19 protein-coding genes are annotated in these 21869 nt (G+C 68.5%); 6 read left to right on the plus strand and 13 right to left on the minus strand.

Annotated elements, in window-relative coordinates:
- The first annotated feature begins 2 nt into the window (after positions 1 to 2).
- The 5 genes from GKO32_RS23975 to GKO32_RS23995 all read left to right on the plus strand — a co-directional run bounded on the left by GKO32_RS23975 (position 3) and on the right by GKO32_RS23995 (position 6081).
- Positions 3 to 878, plus strand: a complete 876-nt coding sequence (locus GKO32_RS23975; protein ID WP_154759150.1) for a 4Fe-4S dicluster domain-containing protein — start codon at positions 3 to 5, stop codon at positions 876 to 878.
- Complete coding sequence (gene nrfD, locus GKO32_RS23980; RefSeq protein WP_154759151.1) at positions 875 to 1825, plus strand: NrfD/PsrC family molybdoenzyme membrane anchor subunit; 951 nt, start codon at positions 875 to 877, stop codon at positions 1823 to 1825. The genes GKO32_RS23975 and nrfD overlap by 4 nt, the downstream gene beginning before the upstream one ends.
- Positions 1826 to 2039: 214 nt before the next feature.
- Positions 2040 to 3953, plus strand: coding sequence for an asparagine synthase (glutamine-hydrolyzing) (gene asnB, locus GKO32_RS23985; protein ID WP_154759152.1), 1914 nt, complete (start codon positions 2040 to 2042; stop codon positions 3951 to 3953).
- 2 nt (positions 3954 to 3955) lie between these two features.
- Positions 3956 to 5437 (plus strand): hypothetical protein, encoded by a 1482-nt coding sequence (locus GKO32_RS23990; protein ID WP_154759153.1) that lies wholly within the window; start codon positions 3956 to 3958, stop codon positions 5435 to 5437.
- Positions 5434 to 6081 (plus strand): LysE family translocator, encoded by a 648-nt coding sequence (locus GKO32_RS23995; RefSeq protein ID WP_166459706.1) that lies wholly within the window; start codon positions 5434 to 5436, stop codon positions 6079 to 6081. Before GKO32_RS23990 ends, GKO32_RS23995 begins: the two co-directional genes overlap by 4 nt.
- Positions 6082 to 6092: 11 nt before the next feature.
- On the opposite strand, the gene GKO32_RS24000 is transcribed toward GKO32_RS23995, so the two are convergent.
- Complete coding sequence (locus GKO32_RS24000; protein WP_154759155.1) at positions 6093 to 6959, minus strand: alpha/beta fold hydrolase; 867 nt, start codon at positions 6957 to 6959, stop codon at positions 6093 to 6095.
- 37 nt (positions 6960 to 6996) lie between these two features.
- Here GKO32_RS24000 and GKO32_RS24005 point away from each other — a divergent pair, with 37 nt between their 5' ends.
- Positions 6997 to 9012 carry an AfsR/SARP family transcriptional regulator gene (locus tag GKO32_RS24005; protein WP_246244554.1) on the plus strand — a complete coding sequence of 672 codons (2016 nt, stop codon included), beginning with the start codon at positions 6997 to 6999 and terminating at the stop codon, positions 9010 to 9012.
- Between the two features lie 11 nt (positions 9013 to 9023).
- Here GKO32_RS24005 and GKO32_RS24010 read toward each other — a convergent pair whose 3' ends face one another.
- The 12 genes from GKO32_RS24010 to GKO32_RS24065 all read right to left on the minus strand — a co-directional run bounded on the left by GKO32_RS24010 (position 9024) and on the right by GKO32_RS24065 (position 21849).
- Positions 9024 to 9977: a threonine ammonia-lyase gene (locus GKO32_RS24010; protein WP_154759156.1), complete on the minus strand. Its 954-nt coding sequence runs from the start codon at positions 9975 to 9977 to the stop codon at positions 9024 to 9026.
- The gene (locus GKO32_RS24015; RefSeq protein ID WP_154759157.1) at positions 9911 to 10906 is read right to left on the minus strand and encodes a DMT family transporter; all 996 of its coding nucleotides are present in this window, start codon (positions 10904 to 10906) and stop codon (positions 9911 to 9913) included. The genes GKO32_RS24010 and GKO32_RS24015 overlap by 67 nt, the downstream gene beginning before the upstream one ends.
- A complete protein-coding gene (locus GKO32_RS24020; RefSeq protein ID WP_154759158.1) occupies positions 10903 to 11913 on the minus strand; it encodes a TauD/TfdA family dioxygenase in 1011 nt (336 codons plus the stop codon). Before GKO32_RS24020 ends, GKO32_RS24015 begins: the two co-directional genes overlap by 4 nt.
- A gap of 132 nt (positions 11914 to 12045) precedes the next feature.
- A complete protein-coding gene (locus GKO32_RS24025) occupies positions 12046 to 12201 on the minus strand; it encodes a hypothetical protein (protein WP_154759159.1) in 156 nt (51 codons plus the stop codon).
- Positions 12202 to 12285: 84 nt separating this feature from the next.
- A complete protein-coding gene (locus tag GKO32_RS24030) occupies positions 12286 to 13674 on the minus strand; it encodes an FAD-dependent oxidoreductase (protein ID WP_154759160.1) in 1389 nt (462 codons plus the stop codon).
- Positions 13674 to 14528, minus strand: coding sequence for an SDR family oxidoreductase (locus GKO32_RS24035; protein WP_154759161.1), 855 nt, complete (start codon positions 14526 to 14528; stop codon positions 13674 to 13676). The genes GKO32_RS24030 and GKO32_RS24035 overlap by 1 nt, the downstream gene beginning before the upstream one ends.
- Before the next feature lie 462 nt (positions 14529 to 14990).
- A complete protein-coding gene (locus tag GKO32_RS24040) occupies positions 14991 to 16472 on the minus strand; it encodes an alpha/beta hydrolase-fold protein (protein ID WP_154759162.1) in 1482 nt (493 codons plus the stop codon).
- Positions 16473 to 16515: 43 nt separating this feature from the next.
- On the minus strand, positions 16516 to 18069 hold the full coding sequence (locus GKO32_RS24045) for an AMP-binding protein (protein WP_312868453.1): 1554 nt from the start codon (positions 18067 to 18069) through the stop codon (positions 16516 to 16518).
- 22 nt (positions 18070 to 18091) lie between these two features.
- Positions 18092 to 19057: a TIGR03617 family F420-dependent LLM class oxidoreductase gene (locus GKO32_RS24050; protein WP_154759164.1), complete on the minus strand. Its 966-nt coding sequence runs from the start codon at positions 19055 to 19057 to the stop codon at positions 18092 to 18094.
- Positions 19058 to 19066: 9 nt separating this feature from the next.
- Positions 19067 to 19855 (minus strand): SDR family NAD(P)-dependent oxidoreductase, encoded by a 789-nt coding sequence (locus tag GKO32_RS24055; RefSeq protein WP_312868454.1) that lies wholly within the window; start codon positions 19853 to 19855, stop codon positions 19067 to 19069.
- Between the two features lie 6 nt (positions 19856 to 19861).
- Positions 19862 to 20653, minus strand: a complete 792-nt coding sequence (locus GKO32_RS24060; RefSeq protein ID WP_154759165.1) for an enoyl-CoA hydratase/isomerase family protein — start codon at positions 20651 to 20653, stop codon at positions 19862 to 19864.
- The gene (locus tag GKO32_RS24065) at positions 20650 to 21849 is read right to left on the minus strand and encodes a thiolase C-terminal domain-containing protein (RefSeq protein ID WP_166459707.1); all 1200 of its coding nucleotides are present in this window, start codon (positions 21847 to 21849) and stop codon (positions 20650 to 20652) included. The genes GKO32_RS24060 and GKO32_RS24065 overlap by 4 nt, the downstream gene beginning before the upstream one ends.
- Positions 21850 to 21869 lie beyond the last annotated feature (20 nt).

Consider the following 21869-nt stretch of genomic DNA (forward strand, 5'->3'; position numbering starts at 1 on the left):
AGATGACCGCGATCGATCCGGCGTCGGCGACCGGCTACCGGGAACACCCACCACGGATGGGTTTCTTCACCGACACCAGCGTCTGCATCGGCTGCAAGGCGTGCGAAGTCGCGTGCAAGGAATGGAACGCGATCCCCGAGGACGGCATCGAGCTGACCGGGATGTCCTATGACAACACGGTCGGGCTCGGCGCCGACACCTGGCGGCACGTCGCGTTCATCGAGCAACGCAAACCGCTCGCACACGAGGACCTGGACGTGCTCTCGATGGCCGGCGAGGGGACCGGCGACGGGACCGGCGAGTTCCGCTGGCTGATGTCGTCGGATGTGTGCAAGCACTGCACCGAAGCCGCGTGTCTCGATGTGTGCCCGACGGGTTCGCTGTTCCGCACCGAGTTCGGCACGGTCGTGGTCCAGGAGGACATCTGCAACGGCTGCGGTTACTGCGTTCCCGCCTGCCCGTACGGCGTCATCGACCAGCGCAAGGACGACGGGCGGGTGTGGAAGTGCACGCTGTGCTACGACCGGCTCGGCCAGGGCATGGAACCGGCGTGTGCCAAGGCATGCCCGACCGAGTCGATCCAGTTCGGCCCCCTGGACGAACTGCGCGAGCGCGCGCGGGAACGGGTCGGTGAACTGCAGGCGGCCGGGGTGTCCGACGCGCGGCTCTACGGTGAGGACCCCGGTGACGGCGTGGGCGGGGACGGCGCGTTCTTCCTGCTGCTGGACGAGCCCGAGGTGTACGGGCTGCCGCCGGATCCGGTGGTGACCACGCGGGACCTGCCCTCGATGTGGCGGCATGTCGCGACGGCCGCGGCCGCGCTCGCCGGCGGTGCGGTGGCGGCATTCTTCGGTGCGGCGGTCGGGAGGAAGCGATGACGGAGAACCGCGCGGCCACCTGGCGCAAACGCCGGCGCGCCGAGCAACCCATGGTGCCGGAAGCGAAGTTCGAGTCCTACTACGGCAAACCGGTGCTCAACGCGCCGGTGTGGCACTCGCCGGACATTCCCGGGTATCTCTTCCTCGGCGGGCTCGCCGGAGCGTCGTCGGTGCTGGGCGCCGGTGCGCAGGCGACCGGCAGGCCCACGATGGCGGCGATCAGCAAGGCGGGTGCGTTCGGCGCGGTGAGCCTGTCCCTGGCCGCGCTGATCCGCGATCTGGGGCGCCCCAAGCGGTTCCTGAACATGTTGCGGGTGCTGAAGGTGACGTCGCCGATGAGTGTGGGTTCCTGGTTGCTCGCCGGGTACGCGCCGCTGGCGGGTGTCGCGGCTTTTTCCGCTGTGACGGGCAAATTCCGGCTGATCGGCACGGCCGCGACCGCGGGGACCACCGTGCTGGGGCCGGCCGTCGCCGCGTACACCGCGGCCCTGGTGAGTGACACCGCGGTCCCGGCCTGGCATGACGGGCACCGCGAAATGCCTTACGTCTTCGTCGGTTCGGGCGCCACGGCCGCCGGCGGGCTGGCCCTGCTCGCCGCGCCCGCCGCCGAGTCCGGTCCGGCCCGCACATTCGCCGTGCTCGGTGCGGCGGTGGAGAACGGCGCTTTCCGGCTCATGCAGCGACGGCTGGGCATGGTCGCCGAGCCGTATCGCACCGGCAAAGGCGGAAAGTACGTGCGCGCCGGGGAAATCCTGTCCGCCGCAGGCGTCGCGGGTGCACTGCTGACACGCCGCGACGGGGTGCTGCGCCGCCTCTCCGGCGCCGCACTGGTCGCCGCGTCCGCCGCGCTGCGCTGGGGAATCTTCCATGCGGGCATGGATTCCGCGAACGACCCCAAATACACCGTGGTACCGCAACGACAGCGCGCGGACGGGCAGAAAAGCTAGATTTTTCCAGCACAGACAAAGACGGCTGTACATTCGGGCATCCGGCCAACGTTGCTTGACCCGGCGCGGACCGGGCTGCGAAGATGCAGTAATGCGAGAAAGCGCACGGTTGCGTATCACGTAATCGGTGATTCCGTCGATTCGACCTCATTCGGCAGCATACTTCGCCGGCTCAGCTCTGCCCTGATGACAACCAACGAAGGAAGCCCTGGGTATGTGCGGCATAGCAGGAATTATTGATGAATCGGACAAATTCGGCGCCTCTGAATACGTCACCAAGATGCTACTCGCGCAACAGCATCGCGGACCGGATCATGTGTCGAGCGCTGCCACACCTCCCGGTCGGCGTCAAGCAACCCTCGGCAGCGTCCGGTTGTCCATCAACGACAAGAGCGCACGAGGACTGCAGCCGTTTTCCACGCCCGGCGGTGAAATCTGGGGGGTCATCAATGGCGAGATCTACAACTGGCGCTCGCTCCGGGATCAGCTGGCCGGCAGCGGGCACCGATTTCACAGTGACTGTGACGCCGAAATTGTTCCCTACCTTTTCCTCGAGTACGGGCCGGATTTCGTCAAGCACATCAATGGCATGTTCGCGGTGGCCATCTGGGACGACCGAGAACGCGTCCTGACCCTTGCCCGGGATCGGATGGGCGAGAAGCCCTTGTTCTACTCGCGCAGTGGCTCCACGCTGATCTTCGCCTCGGAAATTCGTGCCATGGCGACCTGTCCTCTCGTCGATCGCAGCATCGACCTGCACAGCATTTCGGAATTCTTCACCTTCCGGTGCGTGCCCTACCCGAACACACTGCTTTCGCAGGTGAAGCGCGTGCCGCCCGGTTCGCTGCTCAGGTACTCTCCGGAATCGGGAGCATTGGAGGTGAGCAGGTACTGGATGCCAGACCTGTTCTCCGAACCCCTCACGGACATCGACCTGGCGGCCGACGAACTGGGAAGTCTCGTCACCGAGGCCGTCCGCCTGCGGTCGGACCCCGGCAGTGGCGCAGCACTGGGCGTCACCCTGAGCGGCGGAGTCGATTCCTCGACGATCGCCGCGATGACTCGCCGGCACGTGGGCGGCGACGTCCCCCTGGACGCCTTCACCACCAAGGTCGACGGGGACTTCGAAGACGAAGAGGCGATTTCGCAGGTGTGCGGCCGGAACAAGCTGACCCTCCATGAAACCGACTGTTCGCTCGGCGATATCGGTTTGGTCCACGACATCGTCCGGAAGACCCTGGAACCCGTTGGCGCGGGAATGATCGTGCCCGCTTACCAGAGTTTCCGGACAGCCGCGAACCGCCATCATCGGGTCCTGCTGTCCGGCGAGGGAAGTGACGAATTGTTCGCCGGCTATTCGGGCCGGCTGATCCTCGACTCGCTGCTGCTGCGCTGGCCGGTACTGAGGGACGCAGAGCAGCGAACCGCGCTGGCGGAGAACCCTCAGCTGAGCCGGGCCCTCCGTCGCCAGGCAGAAAACCCCCCAGCGACGGACGACCCTCTCGACAGGTACGTGTGGTGGGACGACGACAACGCCTACGACGCCGGACTCCGCCACAAGATACTGGACGACGGCATCGGTCGCCTGGACCCGCTCGAGCGACTTCGCCAGCTCGATTCCATGTCGGACGGGGCCACACACGAAAACCGCATGCTGTGGCTCGAGACTCAGCTCCGGCTGGAAGCGTTCATGCTGCCCATCGTGGACCGGTCGAGTATGGCCACCTCCGTGGAGTCACGCGCGCCATTGCTCGATCCGAGTATCGTCGAATTCGCCTATCGAGTGCCCGCCGGCATGAAATTGCGACACGGGCGGGAAAAGTACATCTTGCGTCATATGGGGCAGCGCATGTCGCTCCTTCCCGGGTATGTTCTCTGGCAGAAAAAACATCCTTTCTCGGGCCCCATTTCCATCTGGATGGAGAACATCGATGCCGACCTCGCCCATGCCACCTTCAGCGACGATTCCCGGCTCGCCGAATTCCTGGACATGCAGGCGGTCCGGCAGATCCGCAAGGAGCTGACCGAGTCCACCCTCTCCGGATACGATCAAAAATTGTACAGCGACATCCTTTTCGGCTGCCTGATTCTCGCTGTCTGGCTCGATTCACTGGCGCAGGTCAACTGAGCATGGCATACCGTGCGCAAGGCGGCCGGCAGCGACGGGTGGGACTCGAACTGGAACGACATCTGGTCTTCCAGGAGAACCTCAGCAGTTACCCCTCGCTGTCCGGACCGCTGACCTCCGCTACCCCCTTCGACGTACAGGAGATATTTCACCGCCTGGTGGGAGACGGCTGGCGTCCCACCCACGACGCGACCACCGGCGTGGTCACCAGAATCGCCCGCGACGACTGGGAGACCTTGACGTCGGATGTGACCAGCGGAATTTTCGAGACGACGATTCCGCCCGAGCCGAGCATCGAAGCGCTCCAGAAGCACCAGGAACACCTCGACCGCTACCTCTGTTCATCCCTGCGGGAGCGCGGACTCGGCTTGCTCAGTGTCGAAACGCCGCTCGTCACGCAGCCATGGGAACCATCCCACTATGCGTTGTACCACAGTTACTGGCGGGCGGAATACGCAACGCGGCGCATTCGGGGCGAGAATCATTCCTGGTTCGCCGGGACCATCGGCAGCAGTCCCTCGATCGATGTCGCGGTTTCCGAGGCAATCCCTTTTTTGAACGTCATGCTGCGCCTCACCGGTATTTCGTTGTATCTGACCCGGAATGGTGCCGTTTCGGGCGGGAAACTGTCGCCTGGTGGCCGGCTGAGCGTCAGACCGTGGGCGATCGAAAAACTCTGGACGGACGCATACCCGGACGATGCGGCACGCTGCCGGATGATGGGACGCGACTTCATCGGCTGGAAGGACTATCTCTCCTCCCTGTTCGCGCTGCCGGTCGTGAGCGTCCCCGACGATCAGGGCAGGGCGATCAGAATCCCCGATGATCCACCGCTCGGCACCTTCTGGCAGTCGCTCGATTCACGGGCGGTGAGCGGCGCGGACGCGTGGGGAAACAGGCACACCTTTACGCAAGCCGACCTTCGTCAGCTAGATGCGATTCAACGCCAGATCGTCTTCTCCCGCCTACGATGGGAGTTCGGCGAATCGGCGGACATCGGCAAGTTCAGGGAAGCATTGAATTCCTCCGAGGCCGAACTGCAGGAATTCCTGGATTCCACGCTGGCCCGCCTGTACCTCGAAGTTCGTTCGGACAGCTGCTCGTTGCCGGGAGAGGAGTTCGCGACGGCCGCCATGTACCTGGGCCTGGCCGAAAATCTCGCGGAGGCGGAAAGATTCGTCATGTCGCGGCCGTGGTCCTTCTGGCAGGCCATCTTCGAGCTGTCTGCCACGTCCCCGATGGAAGTGGCGATCGACGGCGAATGGCTACCGGATGTCATTGCCCAGCTGCTCGAGATCAGCGCCTCGGGTATCAGCAGGCTGACGCCCGGCGACCGGAAGTTCCTCGATCCGCTGTGGGTGCGTGTCGATAACCGGGTGACGCCCGCGGATCAAGTGCGTGAGTCGTTTCTGGCGGCGGGAGAAGGATGGCCGGGCTGCGTCGCGGTCGCCGGCCTGACGAACAGCCACCAGAAGTTCGGATGACCACACTCCCCACTGGTGCTGAACTTCTTCGATACGTGGTGCTCGTGACGGGCGTGATCATCGCGCCCGGAGCGGATCTGGCACTGGTGCTCACCAGCGCTGTCCGAGGTGGCAGGCAAGGGGGCTTGGCCACGACCATGGGCATTGTTTCCGGCGTTTTCGTGTGGGCTGCCCTCGCCGGGGCCGGCTTGGCCGGGGTGCTGGTCGCCTCCGCCACCGGGTACCTCATGCTCAGGCTGGCCGGCGCCGCATACCTGCTGTTCCTGGGCATCAAGTTCCTGGCCCAGTCGCGTTCGGTGGCGCCGCCCGTGGACCGGACGGGCGGCGCCGGGAAGGCGAGGTCCTTCTGGTCATACTTTCGCCGGGGCTGGGTTGCCGACGTCATGAACCCGAAGATGGCGGTGTTCTACCTGGCGGTGCTCAGCAACTTCCTGCACCCGGGCGATTTTCTCCCGGGAAAGGTGTTCTTCCTGGCACTGGTTCACGCCAGTATCGGCTTGCTCTGGTTCTCCTCCATTTCGCTCGCGGTGGGCAGGTCGAATATCCTGGCGCGAAATCCCCGGGTGCGGCGGATGCTGAACCTGGCCGGCGGTGCTGTCCTGGTGTTGCTGAGCATTGAAGTCGCGCTGCCGATGCAGTGGTGAAGGTGCGCCGATCATCGCTTCAGCAGGTTCAGGATCAGCGTGGCGATGTCCTCCGGGGCCTCCTCGGCCATGAAGTGGCCCGCTTTGGTGGTGAAGTGCTCCAGGTCGGTGGTCCACGGCCGCCAGGTGGCGATGGCGTCGAAGCCCAGGCCCCAGTCCTGCTGCACGACCGTCACGGGCATGGTGAGCCGGTTGCCGGCGTCGAGGTCGGCCTGGTCGTGGTCGATGTCGATGGTCGCGGTGGCGCGATAGTCGGCGACGATCGACGGAACGGCGTCCCGGCACGCGCGCAGGTACTCGGCGCGCACGTCCGCCGGGATCGCGCCGGGGCCGGTGGACCAGGCGTCGAGGAAATGGCCGAAGAACGCGTCGGCGCTGCCGGCGATCATCTGCTCGGGCAGCCCGGGCGGCTGGGCCATCAGGTACAGGTGGAACGCCACCGCCGCGCCGACCCCGTGCAGGACGCGCCAAGTGTCCAAAGTGGGCACGATGTCCAGGATTCCCAGGTGGCTGATCCGATCCGGGTGGTCAAGGCCGGCCCGGAAAGCCACGTGCGCGCCGCGGTCGTGCCCGGCCAGCGCGAACCGGTCGAAGCCGAGTGCGCCGGCCAGCCCGACGATGTCCGCGGCCATCGTCCGCTTCGAGTAGGTGTCCTCGGCGACCGCTGCCGGCTTGCTGCTGGCGCCGTAGCCGCGAAGATCGGGGCAGATCACGGTGTGGCCCTCGGCGAGGATGGGTGCGACGTGCCGCCACATCAGGTGCGTCTGGGGAAAACCGTGGAGCAGCACGATGGCCGGTCCTGCTCCGCCGACCGCCGCGTTCAGCTCGATTCCGTCCGCAACACCGACCGACCTGGTCTCGAACCCGGGAATGCGCATCGTTGTCGTCTCCTCACCTGGGGATTGCCTGAACACCATGAGGATCCGTGAGCCGGGTCAGCAGTGGATCAGCGGCGGCGCCCCGGCGTCGGTGACAATGAGGCGCATGGAGATCCAGGTGCTCGGACCGGTCGAGGTCAGGGATACCGAGGGCCGCCCGGTCGCGGTCGGCAGCCAGCGCCGCCGCGAGCTGCTGGGCCGGCTGGTCGCCGCCGGCGGCCGGGCTGTCCCGCTGCCGGTGCTCGTCGAGGATCTCTGGGAAAACCCGCCGCCCACGGCCGCCGGGACCGTCCGCACCTTCGTCGCCGAGTTGCGCGGCGCGCTGGAACCGGACCGTCGTCCGCGCACCCGGTCGCGGACCATCGAGACCGTCGGAACCGGGTACGCACTGCGGATTCCCCGGGCACACGTTGACGTCCACCGGTTCGAGGACACCCTCCGGGCCATGCGCGCCGCCCCCAGCGCCCACGTCGCGCCCGCGCTGAGCGACGCGCTCGCGTGGTGGCACGGCGAGCCGTACGGGGACCTCGGCGGCTCGCCGTGGCTGGCACCGGAACGCGCCCGCCTGACCGAACTGCACCGCCAAGCCGTCGAGCTGCGCGCCCGGGCGGTGCTCGACCTCGGACAGGGCGCGCCGCTGATCCCGGAGCTGGAGGCGTACGCGACCGCACACCCGTGGCGGGAGCATGCCTGGGTCCTGCTGTCACACGCGCTGTACCAGGCCGGCCGCCAGGTCGATGCACTGGCGTCGCTGCGTGACGCGCGAGCCCGGCTGCTGGCCCAGTTCGGGCTGGAATCGGTGGACAGCCTCGACCATCTCGAACGCGACATCCTCCGGCACGCGCCACACCTCACCCCCACGCCCCGCGACGAGGACCGGCTGCGGCTGCTCACGCGCACCGAAGCGACGGGGACCTACACGCGGCTTCGCTCGATGAGCACCGTGGCCAGTGCCGCCGCCGTCACCGGCGGCACCAACCTCGTACTCGCCCAGCAGCACCGCGCCGCGGCGGCCGCGGAAGCGGAAGCGACCGGAGACCCCGGCCTCACTGCGCGCGTGATCGCGGCGTACGACGTCCCGACGATCTGGACCCGGGCCGACGATCCCACCCGGTCCGAGGCACTGGTCCAGACCACGCGGCGCACGCTGCACCGGCTCGGCCCAGGGGCTCCGCCCGCGCTTCGCGCACGGCTGCTCGCCACCATCGGGCTCGAGCATCGCGGAAGCCGGGACCGCTGGGCCGCCGACGCCGCGGCCGAAGCCGAACAGCTGGCCCGCGACCTCCCCGACCCCACCCTGCTGGTCCTCGCGCTCAACGCCCGCTTCGTCCAGTCCTTCCAGCAGCCTGGGTGCACGGGCGAACGCGACACGATCGCCGACGAGCTCATCGAGCTGTCCACGCGACATGATCTCCCGAGGTTCGAGATCCTCGGCCACCTCATCAAGATCCAGGTCCACTCCGCCCGCGGCGCGCTCGAGCCCGCGCAATGCCACATCGCGGCGGCCGAGCGGCTCGCCACCCTGCACGAATCCCCCCTCGTGCACGTTCTCACCACGGCGTTCCGGGCAATGCGGCTGGCCGGACAATCGGACGACCCCGCCGAAGTCGCGCACGCCTATCGCGCCGTGGCCACCGACCTCGCCGGGGCCGGCATGCCGGGGGTCGAAGCCGGCATGTTCCCGCTCGCGCTCCTCTCCCTCCGCATGCGTCACGGGCGTCCCGCGCCGACGGACCCCGACCTCGACTGGGGGCCTTATCGTCCCTGGGTCCAGCCGCTGCTCGACCTCGCGCGCGGCAACCTCGCCGCGGCCCGCCACGCCGCCGCGACCCTGCCCGCACCCCGTGCCGACCACCTGTATGACGCGCTGTGGGCCGTCAACGGGCATACCGCGATCCAGCTGGACGACGCATCGCTTGCGGCACAAGCGCGCGAGGCGCTATCGCCCCTGCGCGGTGAGATCGCGGGCGGAACCACCGCCATGATCACCTTCGGCCCCGTCGACGATATCCTCGCGACGCTCTATCAGCATTTCGACCGGCTGCGGACGTGAGACTTCGCGTGTCAGCCGGCGAGAACCTCGGTCAGGGTCGGCAGTGCGATGTTGCGGCCGGTGACGACGGCGACCTGCGTCCCCCGCGCCGCTACCTTGCCGGCGAGTAATGCCGCGACGCCCACCGCACCCGATCCTTCCGCGATCACACCCCGGGTGGCGGCCAGATAGCGCACGGCCTCACGGATTTCGGTTTCGCTGACCGTCACCAGATCGTCCACGTGCCGCCGCACGAGATCAATCGTGACGGATCCCGGTTCGATGTTGCCCGCGATGCCGTCCGCAAGGGTCTCCCCCACCTCGACGGTGACCTGATGGCCGGCGCGCACCGCCGCCGACATCGCGGTCGAGGCTTCCGGCTCCACCGCGACGACCCGCGCGTTCGGCCTGGTGGAGCGCCACAGGCCGAGGCCGGCGGCCAGCCCACCACCACCGACTCCACAAAGGACAGTGACGTCGCCGGCGAGTTCTCCGTCGAGCTCATAACCGATCGTCGCCTGACCTGCGATCACGTAAGGGTCGTTGTAGGTCGAGACGTAGTAGGCGCCGTCTTCCGCGAGCATCAGCGCATACGCCTCCGCGTCGTCGAACGAATCCCCGAACCGGACGAGATCGATGCCGGCAGCGCGCAGCGCGGAAACCTTGGCGGGAGAAGCGTTCCTGGACACCACAACGGTGACCGGGCGTCCCGTCAGACCGGCCGCGAACGCCATGCCCAGACCGTGGTTGCCGGACGAAGCCGTGACCACCGGAACGTCCCGCGGCACCGTGGCCAGCGCGTTGAGCGCCCCACGGACCTTGAACGAACCCGTCGGCTGCAAGGATTCCAATTTCAGCGCGATCGGCGGGCCACCGGTGTATGCGGTGTTCAACGGAGTCGGTGGCAGGTGCCCCGAGATCACCTTCCACGCGGCTTCGAGGTCGGCCGTCGTGGGTACTCGGACGGCACGGACAGGTCCGGACATGCGCTCTCCCAGCTTTGCCGCGTGGCTTCGGGTTTCGTTGCGGCGGAACGGAATTCGGCCAGATACATCGCGCCGACGACCAGCGCGGCGCCGAGGAGGATGCGGGGGGACAGCTCGTCGTGAGCCACCAGGACCCCGAAGAACCCCGCGAAAACCGGTTCCAGCGTCAGGACAACGGCCGCGGCCGACGCCGGAAGCCGGGCCTGGGCCCAGGTCTGCACGAGATACGCGGCGGCCGTCGCGACAACCGCCAGCCCGATGACCGGAAGCCAGAAACTCTCCTCCCCCGGGACGTCGATGCCGTCCGGTGCACCCAATACCAGGCACAGCACGGCGACCACACCCAGCTGCACCACGGTGAGCGCGTGCGCGTCCCGTGCCGTGGACCATTCACTGAGCCCGACGATGTGCAACGCGAAGAACAGCGCGCACAGCAACGTCAGCCCCTCCCCCGGGCCGATCGCGAACCCCCGCAACGACAGCACGCCGAGACCGACCGTGGCCATCGCCACCGCACCCCAGGTCCCGCGCCCGATCCGGTGCCGCAGCAGCAATCCCGCGAGCACGGGGGTGCACACGACCGACATGCCGGTGATGAACCCCGACATGGACGCCGAGGTGTACTGCTGGCCGCAGGTCTGCGCGAGATACGCGGAACCGAGCGCGAGCCCGAGCAGCACGCCGTGCCCGAGTTGCTTGCGGCTCAACGTGAACACCGCGCGTGGACGCAACGCAGCCAGCGCCGCGGTCGCGATCAGGAACCGCACGGCCAGGAAGTCCATCGGCGAGACGTCCCGCGTCACGTCCTTGACGACGACGAATGTTCCGCCCCAGACGGCGGTGACCCCGACGAGGGCGAGCAGCGCGAGCAGCGAGGGCCGGCGGCTCACGTGTACTTCCGGCACGGCCTCGGCGGGCTGCGTGGTCATCGGCCCGCGTGCAGCGAGGGATACGGACCCACCTGCACCTGGTCGTATCCCGGCTCGTCGCGTTCGGTTTCCAGGCGCCGCCATTCGCTACGCACGAGAATCCGTTTCATCCACCGGTCCGTGCCGTCGTACCGGGCCCGGAACGGCCGCCGGGCGTGTGCGGCGACATCGTTGTTCACCATCACGACATCACCGGGGTCGGCCATGACCGTTGTGGCGCAACGGTCCAGCGCCGCACCCAGCCGCTCCCACGCGGCCCGCAGTTCCGGTTGCCCGTCAGGAAGCGTGGTGTAGGGCGGGTCGAACCGCATGCACAAACCGTCGGCGGTCTCCCACACGGTCCGCATCCGCGGCGCGTCCGGGCCGTCGAACGACCAACTGCCGGCGTAGCTGTCGTCCGGGTAGAGCAGGACCGGTTGCGCCGCAAGCACGGCGATGTCCTCCTCCGTCAGGTCGGCGCACCGGATGCTGGCGACGTCGGTGCCGACCCGGTCGGGGTTGCGCACGCACGCCAGGAGCAGCAGCTCGGGCCGGTCCGGATGGTAGGAATCCTCGGTATGCCATTCCAGCCGGACGGTGCTGCTGGCACCGACCTGAAGATTCGCGGAGGCCCGACTGGGCACGATGTTGTGGACCAGCCGCCCGTCCTGTTGCGCCTTCCAGCCGAATGCGCGGCCGGTCACGCTTGCGACAATTGCGAATGCGATGTCCAGCTCCCTGGTCTGCCCCGGTTCGAGGGCGTCCCATGATTGCGGGGTGGGTCCCGCCACGCCGGTGAACTCCGACAGGATCCCTTTGAGCACACAGTAACCGGAGGCCGACCGCGGCACGCGGGTCAGCTCACTCAATCCTGCGACGAGTGCGGCGGGAATCCGATCACGGTACAGGTACAGCGAATCCGCTGTCGCACCATCGGCGGTGAGCGAAAAAGTGGTCCGGCGCAAAAGTTCTTGCACGTCTTCGCCGGCGGTACGGACATCCATTTCATCGTGAGCTAGCACGCCCACCACTAAATGGTACGGAAACGTGCATTTGAAGACCCGTTAAGGAAGCTTTGAGGTTTGCATCGGCTGCCTCGGCCCTTGCCGGCCGCACCGTATTGCCGGGCCGGCAAGGGACATGGCGAGGCCCGCGCCGGCTCAGCGGGTGGCGGCCGGGATCCCGCCGGGGAACCCGCCGAAGCTGAGCTGGCCGGCCGCCGCCGGAACCGACGCGAAGGCCAGGCTCGCCGCGATCAGTGCCGCGCCGAGCATCGACCACGCCGCGAACCGCCGTGACGATTTCCGTGATTTCATCGATGTTCACCCCATTCCGGTAGGCCTACTGGTGCCCCGGCATCCTCACCGACGTCGCCCGGGGTGGGCGGACAGCCTGCTCGATCAGCGGACAGCTTTGCCCGAAAATCGCCGCACCGTCCCCAGCTTCACGATCGCGCCCTGCCGTTCGAGCTCCGCGCGGGTCCGGGCCGTGAGGTCGGCCGGTGAGCCGGCGAGCAGCGCGGCGCCCACCCCGGCGGCCTGGCCCGTGGCGAACGCCGTGCCCATGACCCGCACCGAGGCGGCGGCGACGCGTTCGCCGCCGAGTACCCGTCCGGCGGCGAACAGGTTCGTCGTGCCGGCGCTGCGGAGGTTGTCCAGGGTGATCCCGAAGACCCCGTCGCCGCCGATGGCCGCCCATTCCGGCGGTTTACCGGAGCCGGGATGATATTCGCTCGGCCACGCCCCGAGTGCGACCGCATCGTCGCCGACGAGTCCATTGTGGAGGGTCGCGTCGCGCACCGGGGACCGCGCGACGAGATGGCGCGACTGACGGATGCCGAGTTCGGGTCCACTTGCGACAAGATAGGCGGATTCACCGCCTGGCATGCCACGCAGAACACGTAGATACGCCCACGCCTGAGTACGGGCGTGCCGCGTCGCGGTGCTGTACGAGCCGGCGTCGAGCGGATCGAGATCCTCGTCCGCCAGGTACGCGACCACGTCACCGGAAATGGGCAGCCGCATGACAAACCCGCTCGACGAGGTGAGGCCGGGCAGCCCGGTGCGCTGCGCCCGGCGCACGGCCTCGCCGACGGTTTCCGGCGTGATCTCGGCGGCGGGATCGATGCCACCGTAACGCGCGGCGAGCGTGGCGGTCTGCAAGCGGCCCCGGTCCCCCACGGTGTGCGCGGCACCGGCCAGCGCGGTGAGGGTGGCATCGCCGGTGGCATCCACGACGGCGGACGCGGTGACTTCGACCTCGCTGCCCGCGAAATCCGTGTAACTGAGCCCGGTGACGATGTCACCATCCCGCCTGGCACCGGTGAGCGTGGCGGCCAGCCGCACCTCGACCCCGTTGTCCGCGCATAAGTGGTCCAGACCATATTTCACAGCTTCGGGATCGAGGAACACGACGGCCCAGTGGCCGGCGCCGACGACGGTCATTTCGCTTACGCCGCCCAGCGCGGCGAGCTTGCCGAGGAGCGCGTCCGCGGCCCCACCGACCGCCTTCCGCGGCTCGGGTTCGCAGGTCCACAACCCGCAGTAGCCCAGCACGGTGCGCAACGTCGCCGCGCCGCCCAGCGCGGTGGACCGTTCGATCAGCAACACCCGGGCCCCGGTGCCCGCCGCCCCGACAGCAGCCGCGACCCCGGCGGCACCACCACCGACGACAACGACGTCGTACCGCCCGTCCGCGGAAATGCCCGGCATCAACGCGCCGCGGCGATCGCGGCGGCCAACGTCGTCGTAGGGCGCCCGATACCGCCCGTCCGCCGACACGCCCGGCATCAGCGCGCGGCAGCGATCGCGGCGGCCAAGGTCGTCGTGGGGCGCCCGATCAGTTTCCGGAGTTCGCCGCCGGCGGTGAAGAGCTCGCCCTGGCTGAGCCCGCGGTCGGCGTCGGCGAGTGCCTCCGCGATCTCGGCGGGTACCCCCACCGCGCGGTAGGCCTCGATCAACTGGGCGGCGGCCAAATCCTGATACGATATCTTCTCACCGGTCGCCGCCGAAACGGCCGCGGCCAGCTCGGACAGCGTGAACGCTTCGTCCCCGCCCAGCTCGTAGACGGCCCCGGCATGGCCTTCCGTGGTCACCACCGCGGCGGCGGCTTCGGCATAGTCGGCCCGGGATGCGGCGCTCACCCGCCCATCGCCCGCCGCGCCGATGATCGCGTGACTCTCCAGGAACAACGGCAGCTGGTCGGTATAGTTCTCGAGATACCAGGAATTGCGCAGGAAAACCGTGGGCACGTCGCGCTCCCGCAGGTAGTCCTCCGTTTTGCGGTGAGTGGCGCCGAGAATGGTCGTCGCGGAATCCGCGCGCACCATACTCGTGTAAGCGATGAGCGAAACCCCGGCCGCCACTGCGGCGTCGATGGCACGACGGTGGTTGGCGAGCCGCTCACCGGGCGTGGTCGTGGAAACCAGCACCAGTTTTTCCGCACCGGCGAACGCTTCCCGCAACCCGGCCTCGTCCCCGAAATCCGCCCGGCGGACGATGACACCCCGCTCGGCGATATCTTTTATCCCCGCGACCTCACGGCCGGTGGCGACGATATCCGCGGCCGGCACCCCACGGCGGAGCAAGGCCTCCACGACGAGCCTGCCCAGATGCCCGGTGGCCCCGGTGACGACGATCGACATGACTTTTTCCCTTTCCCTGTGGTGTGCCCACAGCCAACGCCGATCCCGGCATCGGGGGTAGAACGCACTTCCCGGTAAGGAAGAGACCGGGCGGAAAGGAAACAGCACAACGCCGATCGACCGCGCGCGGATGTGACCGAAGCCATGCACTGTGGCACCACACTCCGCGACGCGGAGCGGCATAGCTTGGTCGAGGCCCGTCACCGTCGACGAAATACGCGGTCTGCGCCGGCGACCGGTGGCGCTGCTCGACGACGGGCGGCGAACGCCGGGAGCACGGTGACACTCGCCGGCCGGCCGGAGTCCGGGCGCCCACGGAGCAACCGCTCGCCGCCGGGGGCTCATTGCCGGCCATCACCGCGAACGGCGTCGGTGCCGTCGCGCGGGCAGCCGCCGCGTGGGGGGCCGGTCTGTCCCGGGGAGATGCCGCAGCACCTCCGCCGGGGCAGGCCGGTCCACCCGTCAGCTGATCGTCACCGTTGTCGTGCCGGGGGTGGAGCCGGCGGTGGTGCCGAATTCACCGGTTCCCGTGTCGAGAGCGAACCGCAGGCGGCCGGTGTTGTCGGCGGTCACCTGCTGGGTGGCCGGGTGGGACTCGTGCACCGACTGGACCGTGTAGGTCTGCCCCGGGGTGAACGTCGCCGGGGTGGTGACGTCCGCGTTCCCCGCGCCGGTCAAGGTCAGGGCGCGGCCGTCGGTCCGGGCGCCGGTGAGGTCGAGGAACCCGTCGGTGCCACGGGTTACCTGGATCCGGTAGTCCCACACCGAGAACCGCGGGATCGCGGTCCGGTACGAGAAGGTCTCCGGGGTCGCCGTGGAAGCCGCGAACTTCGCGTTGGCACCGGGCACGATCTGGGTGGCGAACATCTCCTTGTTGTTCGCCCCGTGTGTGCCCGGAGTCTGCACCGTGTGGAACGGGATTCCCTTCGCCGTCAGGTCATTGACCGCGATCGTCCTATTGAGACTGAGCTCCTGTTCCAGCACCGAGCCGGACGGGGAACGCACCGGCGAGAAATCACCCTGGCATTCCGGCGCGTTCAGCAGTTCCACCGGGTTCAGGCAGCCGTCACCACTACTGAGCAGGAACGCCACATCCGCGCCCTTGAGGTTCGTGGCGATGTCACGCGGGTTGAACTGGGCCCACCACACCGGATCGGTGAGACTCGTGGTGTAACCCTGATCCCGGAAATATCCGACCGGTTCGATGATCGTGCTCTGCAGTACCGGTTCCTTGATGTCGTAACCGCCACTGACGTACCCGATGTAGGAGTACGCGTCCGGGTGGATCATGCCCTGCAGCGCCGCGGCCCAGCCGCCCATCGAGAAGCCCATCACACCACGACCGCCACGATCGCTGCGCACGTTGAAGATGCTTTCCACCAACGGATACAGCTCCTGGTGCAGGAACGAGTCCGCGGGCAGTTCACTTGCCGTCAACGGCTGGATGTTCGGCAGCAGATCGGACCGGCCGTCGACCCACATGCACGTCTGGCAGATCGACCCGTTCGGATCCGTGTCGGGCGAGACGGCGACGAAGTTCATCTTGCTCAGCTGCGACGGGATGTCATAGAGATTGTCCTGAAGGTACCCACCACCGCAGCCGATCATCCGGACCAGCGTCTCCTGCGAGGTCACGGCATTGAGCGCGCAATTGTCCAAAGGGGACAGTACGGTGCCGTGCAGGACGTACATCACGGGCAGCTTCGGCCCGCTGTCGTAGTAGGAGTCCGGCAGGTACACCGTGTTCGTGACGCGCCGTTTCAGCAGCGGGCTGTCGAAGCTCAGGTGCACCACCTGATCGTTGCCGTCGATGGGCGCGACCTGCACGTTCCATCCCGAGTACGGCGCGGGCAGCGCGGTGTCCGCGGACGCCGTCGCCGAGGCGAACATCATCGCGACGGCGGCGCCGAGCACAGCGAGCCGCCACAGGGTTTTTGGCCACATGTAACAGAAATTCCCTTACTCGTCGTTGAGTGGGCGACAGGTGTCAGCTCGCCGGCTGGTACCGCGCGCGCAACACCTTCTTGTCGATCTTCCCGGCCGCGGTCAGCGGGAGTTCGTCCACGACATGCACCGCCTTCGGGACCTGGTGGGGACCTTTCTTCTCCCGGACCGTGGCCAGGAGCGCTTCGACGTCGACCGGCCGGCCGTGGCGCGGCACCACGAACGCCGTCACCGCCTCACCCCATCTGTCGTCGGGCAGGCCGATCACCGCGGTGGACGACACGCCGGGCACGGTCGCGATGGCGTCCTCGACCTCACGCGGGTACACGTTGAAACCGCCGGAGATGATCATGTCCTTCTTCCGGTCCACAATGGAGTAAAACCCGGTTTCCCCTTGCACGGCCAGATCACCGGTGTGCAACCAGCCGCCCTGCAACGCGATTTCCGTCTGCTCCGGCTGGTTGCGGTAACCGGTCATCACCGCGGGCGAGCGCAGGCACAGCTCCCCCACCTCGCCGCGCGGCACCGGCTCACCGTTGTCGTCCAGGATCGCGACCCGGGTTTCGGCGACGGGACGGCCGCAGGTTTCCAGCAGTTCCGGCCGGTTCACGGGATCGTGCTCGTCCTTGCGCAGGCTCGTGCACATGCCGAGGCATTCGGTCTGGCCGTATCCCTGCTGCAGCACCGGACCCAGCGCGTGCCAGGCTTCGGCGATGCGCGCGGGGTTCATCGGCGCGGCCCCGTAGAGGACGGTTTCCAGCGAAGACGTGTCGTACCGGTCGATCCCGCCGTGGTCCAGCAACGAATAGACCATCGTGGGCACGACGAACGCGTAGTTGATCCGTTCCGCCGCAACGGTGGTGAGCCAAGCGTCGGGATCGAACGACTGGTGCAGCACCACCGTGCCGCCGTGCCACAGCGTCGGCAGGATCGGCAACGAGCCCGCGTGCGTGATCGGCGCGGACAGCAGGAACCGTGGATTTTCCGGCAGCCCCCACGACAACGGCAGCATCCGGGACATCGCGACCAGCGCCCGGTGCGGCACGCGGACTCCCTTGGGGCGCCCGGTGGTGCCCCCGGTGTACTGCAGCCACGCGGTGTCCTCCTCGCGCGCGGGCCCGCGGCTGAGCGGTCGTGGCGCGAATTCTTCGCCCAGTGCCAGCAGATCCGGCGCCAGTTCCGTGGGACCGAACGTGAGCACGTGCTTGATGCCGGGACACCGCTCGGCGATCGCGGCAGCCGTTTCGGCGAATTTCGGGTGCACCAGCAGGATTTCGATGCCGGCGTCCGTACAGGCGAAGCTGTGGTCGGCGACGGAGCCCAGCGGGTGCAGGCCGGTGTAGGTGCCACCGAGCAGGTAGGTGGCGGCTTGCGCCAGCCAGACTTCGGGGATGTTCGGGCTCAGCGCGCCGACCGCACTGCCGTGCCCGATGCCGCGCGCAGCCAGCACCTGCCCGATGCGGCTGGTGATGGCGGCGGCCTGGGCGTAGCTGATCCGGCGGTCACCGAGCACGAACGCGTCCCGCCCGGGGAACCGGTCCAGCGCCTCGATGAGCAGGTCGTCGAACGTCAATTCGGGGTTGTACAGGTGAACCACGGTGTTCTCCTCAATGGACTGCTCAAGCGATCGCCGGCGCGCTCTGGAACATGACCCGGTCGGCGACGCCGGCATACTTCTCGCGTGCGGCCGCGATGGCCTGCGGCCACGTCGGCGCGACGACACAGAAGGCGTCGAGGATCTCGTCGGGAACCAGCTCGGCCATCGAGTCGTGCTCGCCATGGCGCACCTTCTGGCGCAGGCGTTCCCCGAGCTCACCCCAGCCGTGCAGGTCGAGGACCGGCCGGTAGGCCGGTGTCGAGGCGTAGAAGGCGAACTGCCGGCGAACCGCTTCCCGCGAGGCGTCCCCGGTGTCTTCGTCCACAATGCACAGTGCGGTGACCGACAGCGCGAACTCGTCGCGCCGTCGGTCCGCTTTGGACAGTCCGCGCGCGATCGCGGCCTCGGCGACCTCGCGGAGGTAGGCGTGTGTGTGAATGGGGTGGACGAGTGCCCCGTCGCCGACCTCGGCGGCGGCCTCGAACATCGCGGGACCGAGCGCGGCCAGATACACCGGCGGTGCCCCGCAGTCCAGCGGCCCGGGATTCATCGCCGGGGGCAGGTAGTCGAGTGTGTAGTACTCGCCCCGGAAATCGAGCGGATGGGCACCGGCGAACGCACCCCAGACATGCCGCACCGCCAGGACGTACTCGCGCAGGCGCGGCATCGGCGGGGTGAACGCACTGGAGAACCGTCGCTCGATGTGCTTGCGTACCTGGGATCCCAGCCCGAGCACGAACCGGCCGCCGCTCGCGCGCTGCAGATCCCACGCCGACACCGCGGTCACCATCGGGCTGCGCGGGAACGCGAGCGCGATCGACGTGCCGAGCACGCGATCGCGCAGATGCTGGGACGCGACCGCCAGTGCCTGGAAGGGATCGCCGGTCGACTCGGCCACGAACAGCCCGTCGAAACCCGCCTCGACCTGTCGCGCCCTGGCCGCCATTTCCTCGAGCCGGGGTCGGTAGACGTAGAGATCGACTTTCATGGCACCCTCTCAGACCGCGAAGGAATAGCCGCCGTTGACCGGATACGTCTGCCCGGTGATCCACGACGCCTCGCCCGAAGCCAGGAACAGGATGAGGTTCGCCGGGTCAGCGGGCTCGCCCAGCCGCCGCACCACGTAGTTGCGCAGCATCGCCTTCACCTGGTCCGCGTCCTCGGTCGCCGTCGCGACGCCGGGTGTCCGAACAGGACCGAGCGACACACAGTTGGCCGTGATGCCGTGGCGTCCCACGGCTTTCGCGAGCCCTCGGGTGAACCCGGCCGCGCCGGCTTTCGCTCCACTGTAGACGACCAGATGCGGTTCACCGACCCGTCCGGCGTCGGAGATGACGGTCACGACCCGGCCGTACCCGCGCTCCACCATGCCCGGCACGGTGGCCCGCGTGGTGTTCAGCACGCCGTACAGGTTCGTCCCGAGCCACGGCTCCCATTCCTTGGGTCCGGTCTCCCAGAACGGCGGCGCGGGACGCATCGGATCCTGTGCCGGGCCGGCGTTTCCGGCGTTGTTGACCAGGATGTCGATCGGACCGAGGTCCTGTGCCACGGTGTCGACGAGCCGGGTCACCCCGTCGAAGTCGGTGACGTCACCGCCCAGTCCCAGTGCGCGCCCGCCGGCCGCCCTGATCTCCTCGGCGACCGATTCGGCCCGGTCACGGTAATAGTCGTTGACGGCGACCGCGGCGCCCTGCGCGGCGCAGGTCAACGCGACCTGCCGGCCGACGCCCTGCCCGGCGCCGGTCACCAGGACGGTCCTGCCATCGAGTCGGAACAGCTCGGCCACGAATGATCACTCCTTGACGGTTTGCGGCACGCGGCCGGTGAAAACGGGTGCGCGTTTTTCGCTGAACGCGCGGATACCTTCGGCGAAGTCGGCTGAGCGGGCGTGCTCGACGAGCCGGTCTTGTTCCCGGCGAAGGCCTTGGGCCGCATCGGTTTCCAGGCCTTCGGCGACGAGCTCCTTCATCGCGGCCAGGCCCAGCGGGCTCTTCCCGGCCATCGACCCGGCGAGCGCGTCGGTCTCCTCGGTGAGCCGGTCGTCCTCGGCGAGGATGGTGACGAGGTCGGTGCCGGCGAAGTCCGTTGCGGGCAACGCGGTTCCGGTGAACATGAGGTGCTTCGCCCGGGCCGGCCCGATCCGGCGGGGCAACCGCACCGAAGCGCCCGCGCCGGGCAGCAGCCCGTAGTTCGCGTGGGCGTCGGCGAACCGGGCCGAGCGCGCGGCCACCACGAGATCCACGCACAGCACCAGTTCCAGGCCACCGGCCGCGGCGATCCCGTGCACGGCTGCGATCACGGGCTTCGGGAAACTCTCGATCCGGTCGAAGACCGCGCCGACGCGACGCAGAAACCCTTGTACCGCAGCGGGTTCGGGGAAGGACAGCAGATCGGCGCCGGCACAGAACGCCCGGCCGGCGCCCGCGAGCACGACCACGCGAATGTCCTCTTCGGACTCCGCGAGGTCCAGCCCGCGCCCGAGTGCTTCCAGCAGCCCGTCGGTGAGGCTGTTGAGCGCGTGGGGACGGTTCAGCCGGAGCCACAGTGCGGCGCCCCGCCGTTCCACCAAGACGTCGCCGGTCATGCGCCCGCCCCCGCGAGGATCGTCACGGTGCACGCCGCCGGGTCCGGATGCAGGTAGCCACCGGCGTTCTCCGCCAGGCCGATGCGCGCGCCGGATACCTGGCGCTCCCCCGCCCGGCCACGCAATTGCGTGACCAGTTCGACGAGCTGCGCGCAGCCCGTGGCGCCGACCGGATGTCCACGGGAGACGAGACCACCGTCGGGGTTCACCGGCACCCTCCCGCCGAGCGAGGTGGCGCCGGAGGCCAGCAGTTTCGGGCCCTCGCCCGCCCCGCACAACCCCAGCTCCTCGTACATGATCAGCTCGTTCGGCGAGGCCGCGTCGTGCACCTCCACGACGTCGAGATCCTCCGGACCGACCCCGGCCTCGGCGTAGGCGGCCTCGGCCGTGCGGCGTTCCAGGGGGATTGCGGGCGCGCCGGCGCCGGGTACGCCGGACCCGAGAGCGCAGGCGCGGATCCGCACCGGCGCGCGGCCGGAGTTGCCGCGATCGGCCGCGCGCAGCACGAGCGCGGCCGCGCCGTCGGCGATCGGCGAGCACATCAGGGTCGTCAGCGGGGGCGCCACCAGCCGGGCGGCCAGCACCTCGTCCCGGCTGAGCGCACGCCGGTACTGGGCGTTGGGGTTCAGCGCGCCGTGGGCCGAGTTCTTCACCGCCACGTCGGCGAGATCCTCCGGCGTGGCACCGGAACGCTCCTGGTAGGCGCGGGTCATTTCGGCGTAGACGGCCATGAAGAACGACTCGACTTTGTCCGTGCCGGTGAGCTCGCGGGTCACCTCGGGGATGCGCTCGATGTCGGCGCCGCTGGTCATCGCGTCCAGCACGGTCTGTGTGGGCAGTCCGGTCATCTTCTCGGCGCCGCACACGAGCACGGTGTCGTACATGCCGGAGCGGATCGCGGCCAGCGCGACGTGGACCGCGCTCGACGAGGACGTGCAGGCGTTTTCCACGTTGAGCACCGGGACCGCGGCCAGCCCGGCCTCGGTGGCGGCGACCTGACCGCGGATCATCTCCTGGCCGGTGAGCACGCCCGCCATCGCGTTGCCGGACACGAGCAGGCCGATGTCGCCCGCGACGAGACCGGCGTCGGCGATGGCCGCGGTCATCGCGTCGGCCGCCAGCGATCGCAGCGATGTGTCACGGCGCTTGCCGAACGGCGTGATCCCCACTCCCACGATGTCGACTTCCCGCAGCATCGTCGCTCCTTCACACCCGT

Origin of the sequence: Amycolatopsis pithecellobii (genome assembly GCF_009707865.1) — a bacterium.
In the GTDB taxonomy this organism is placed as follows: Bacteria; Actinomycetota; Actinomycetes; order Mycobacteriales; family Pseudonocardiaceae; genus Amycolatopsis_E; species Amycolatopsis_E pithecellobii.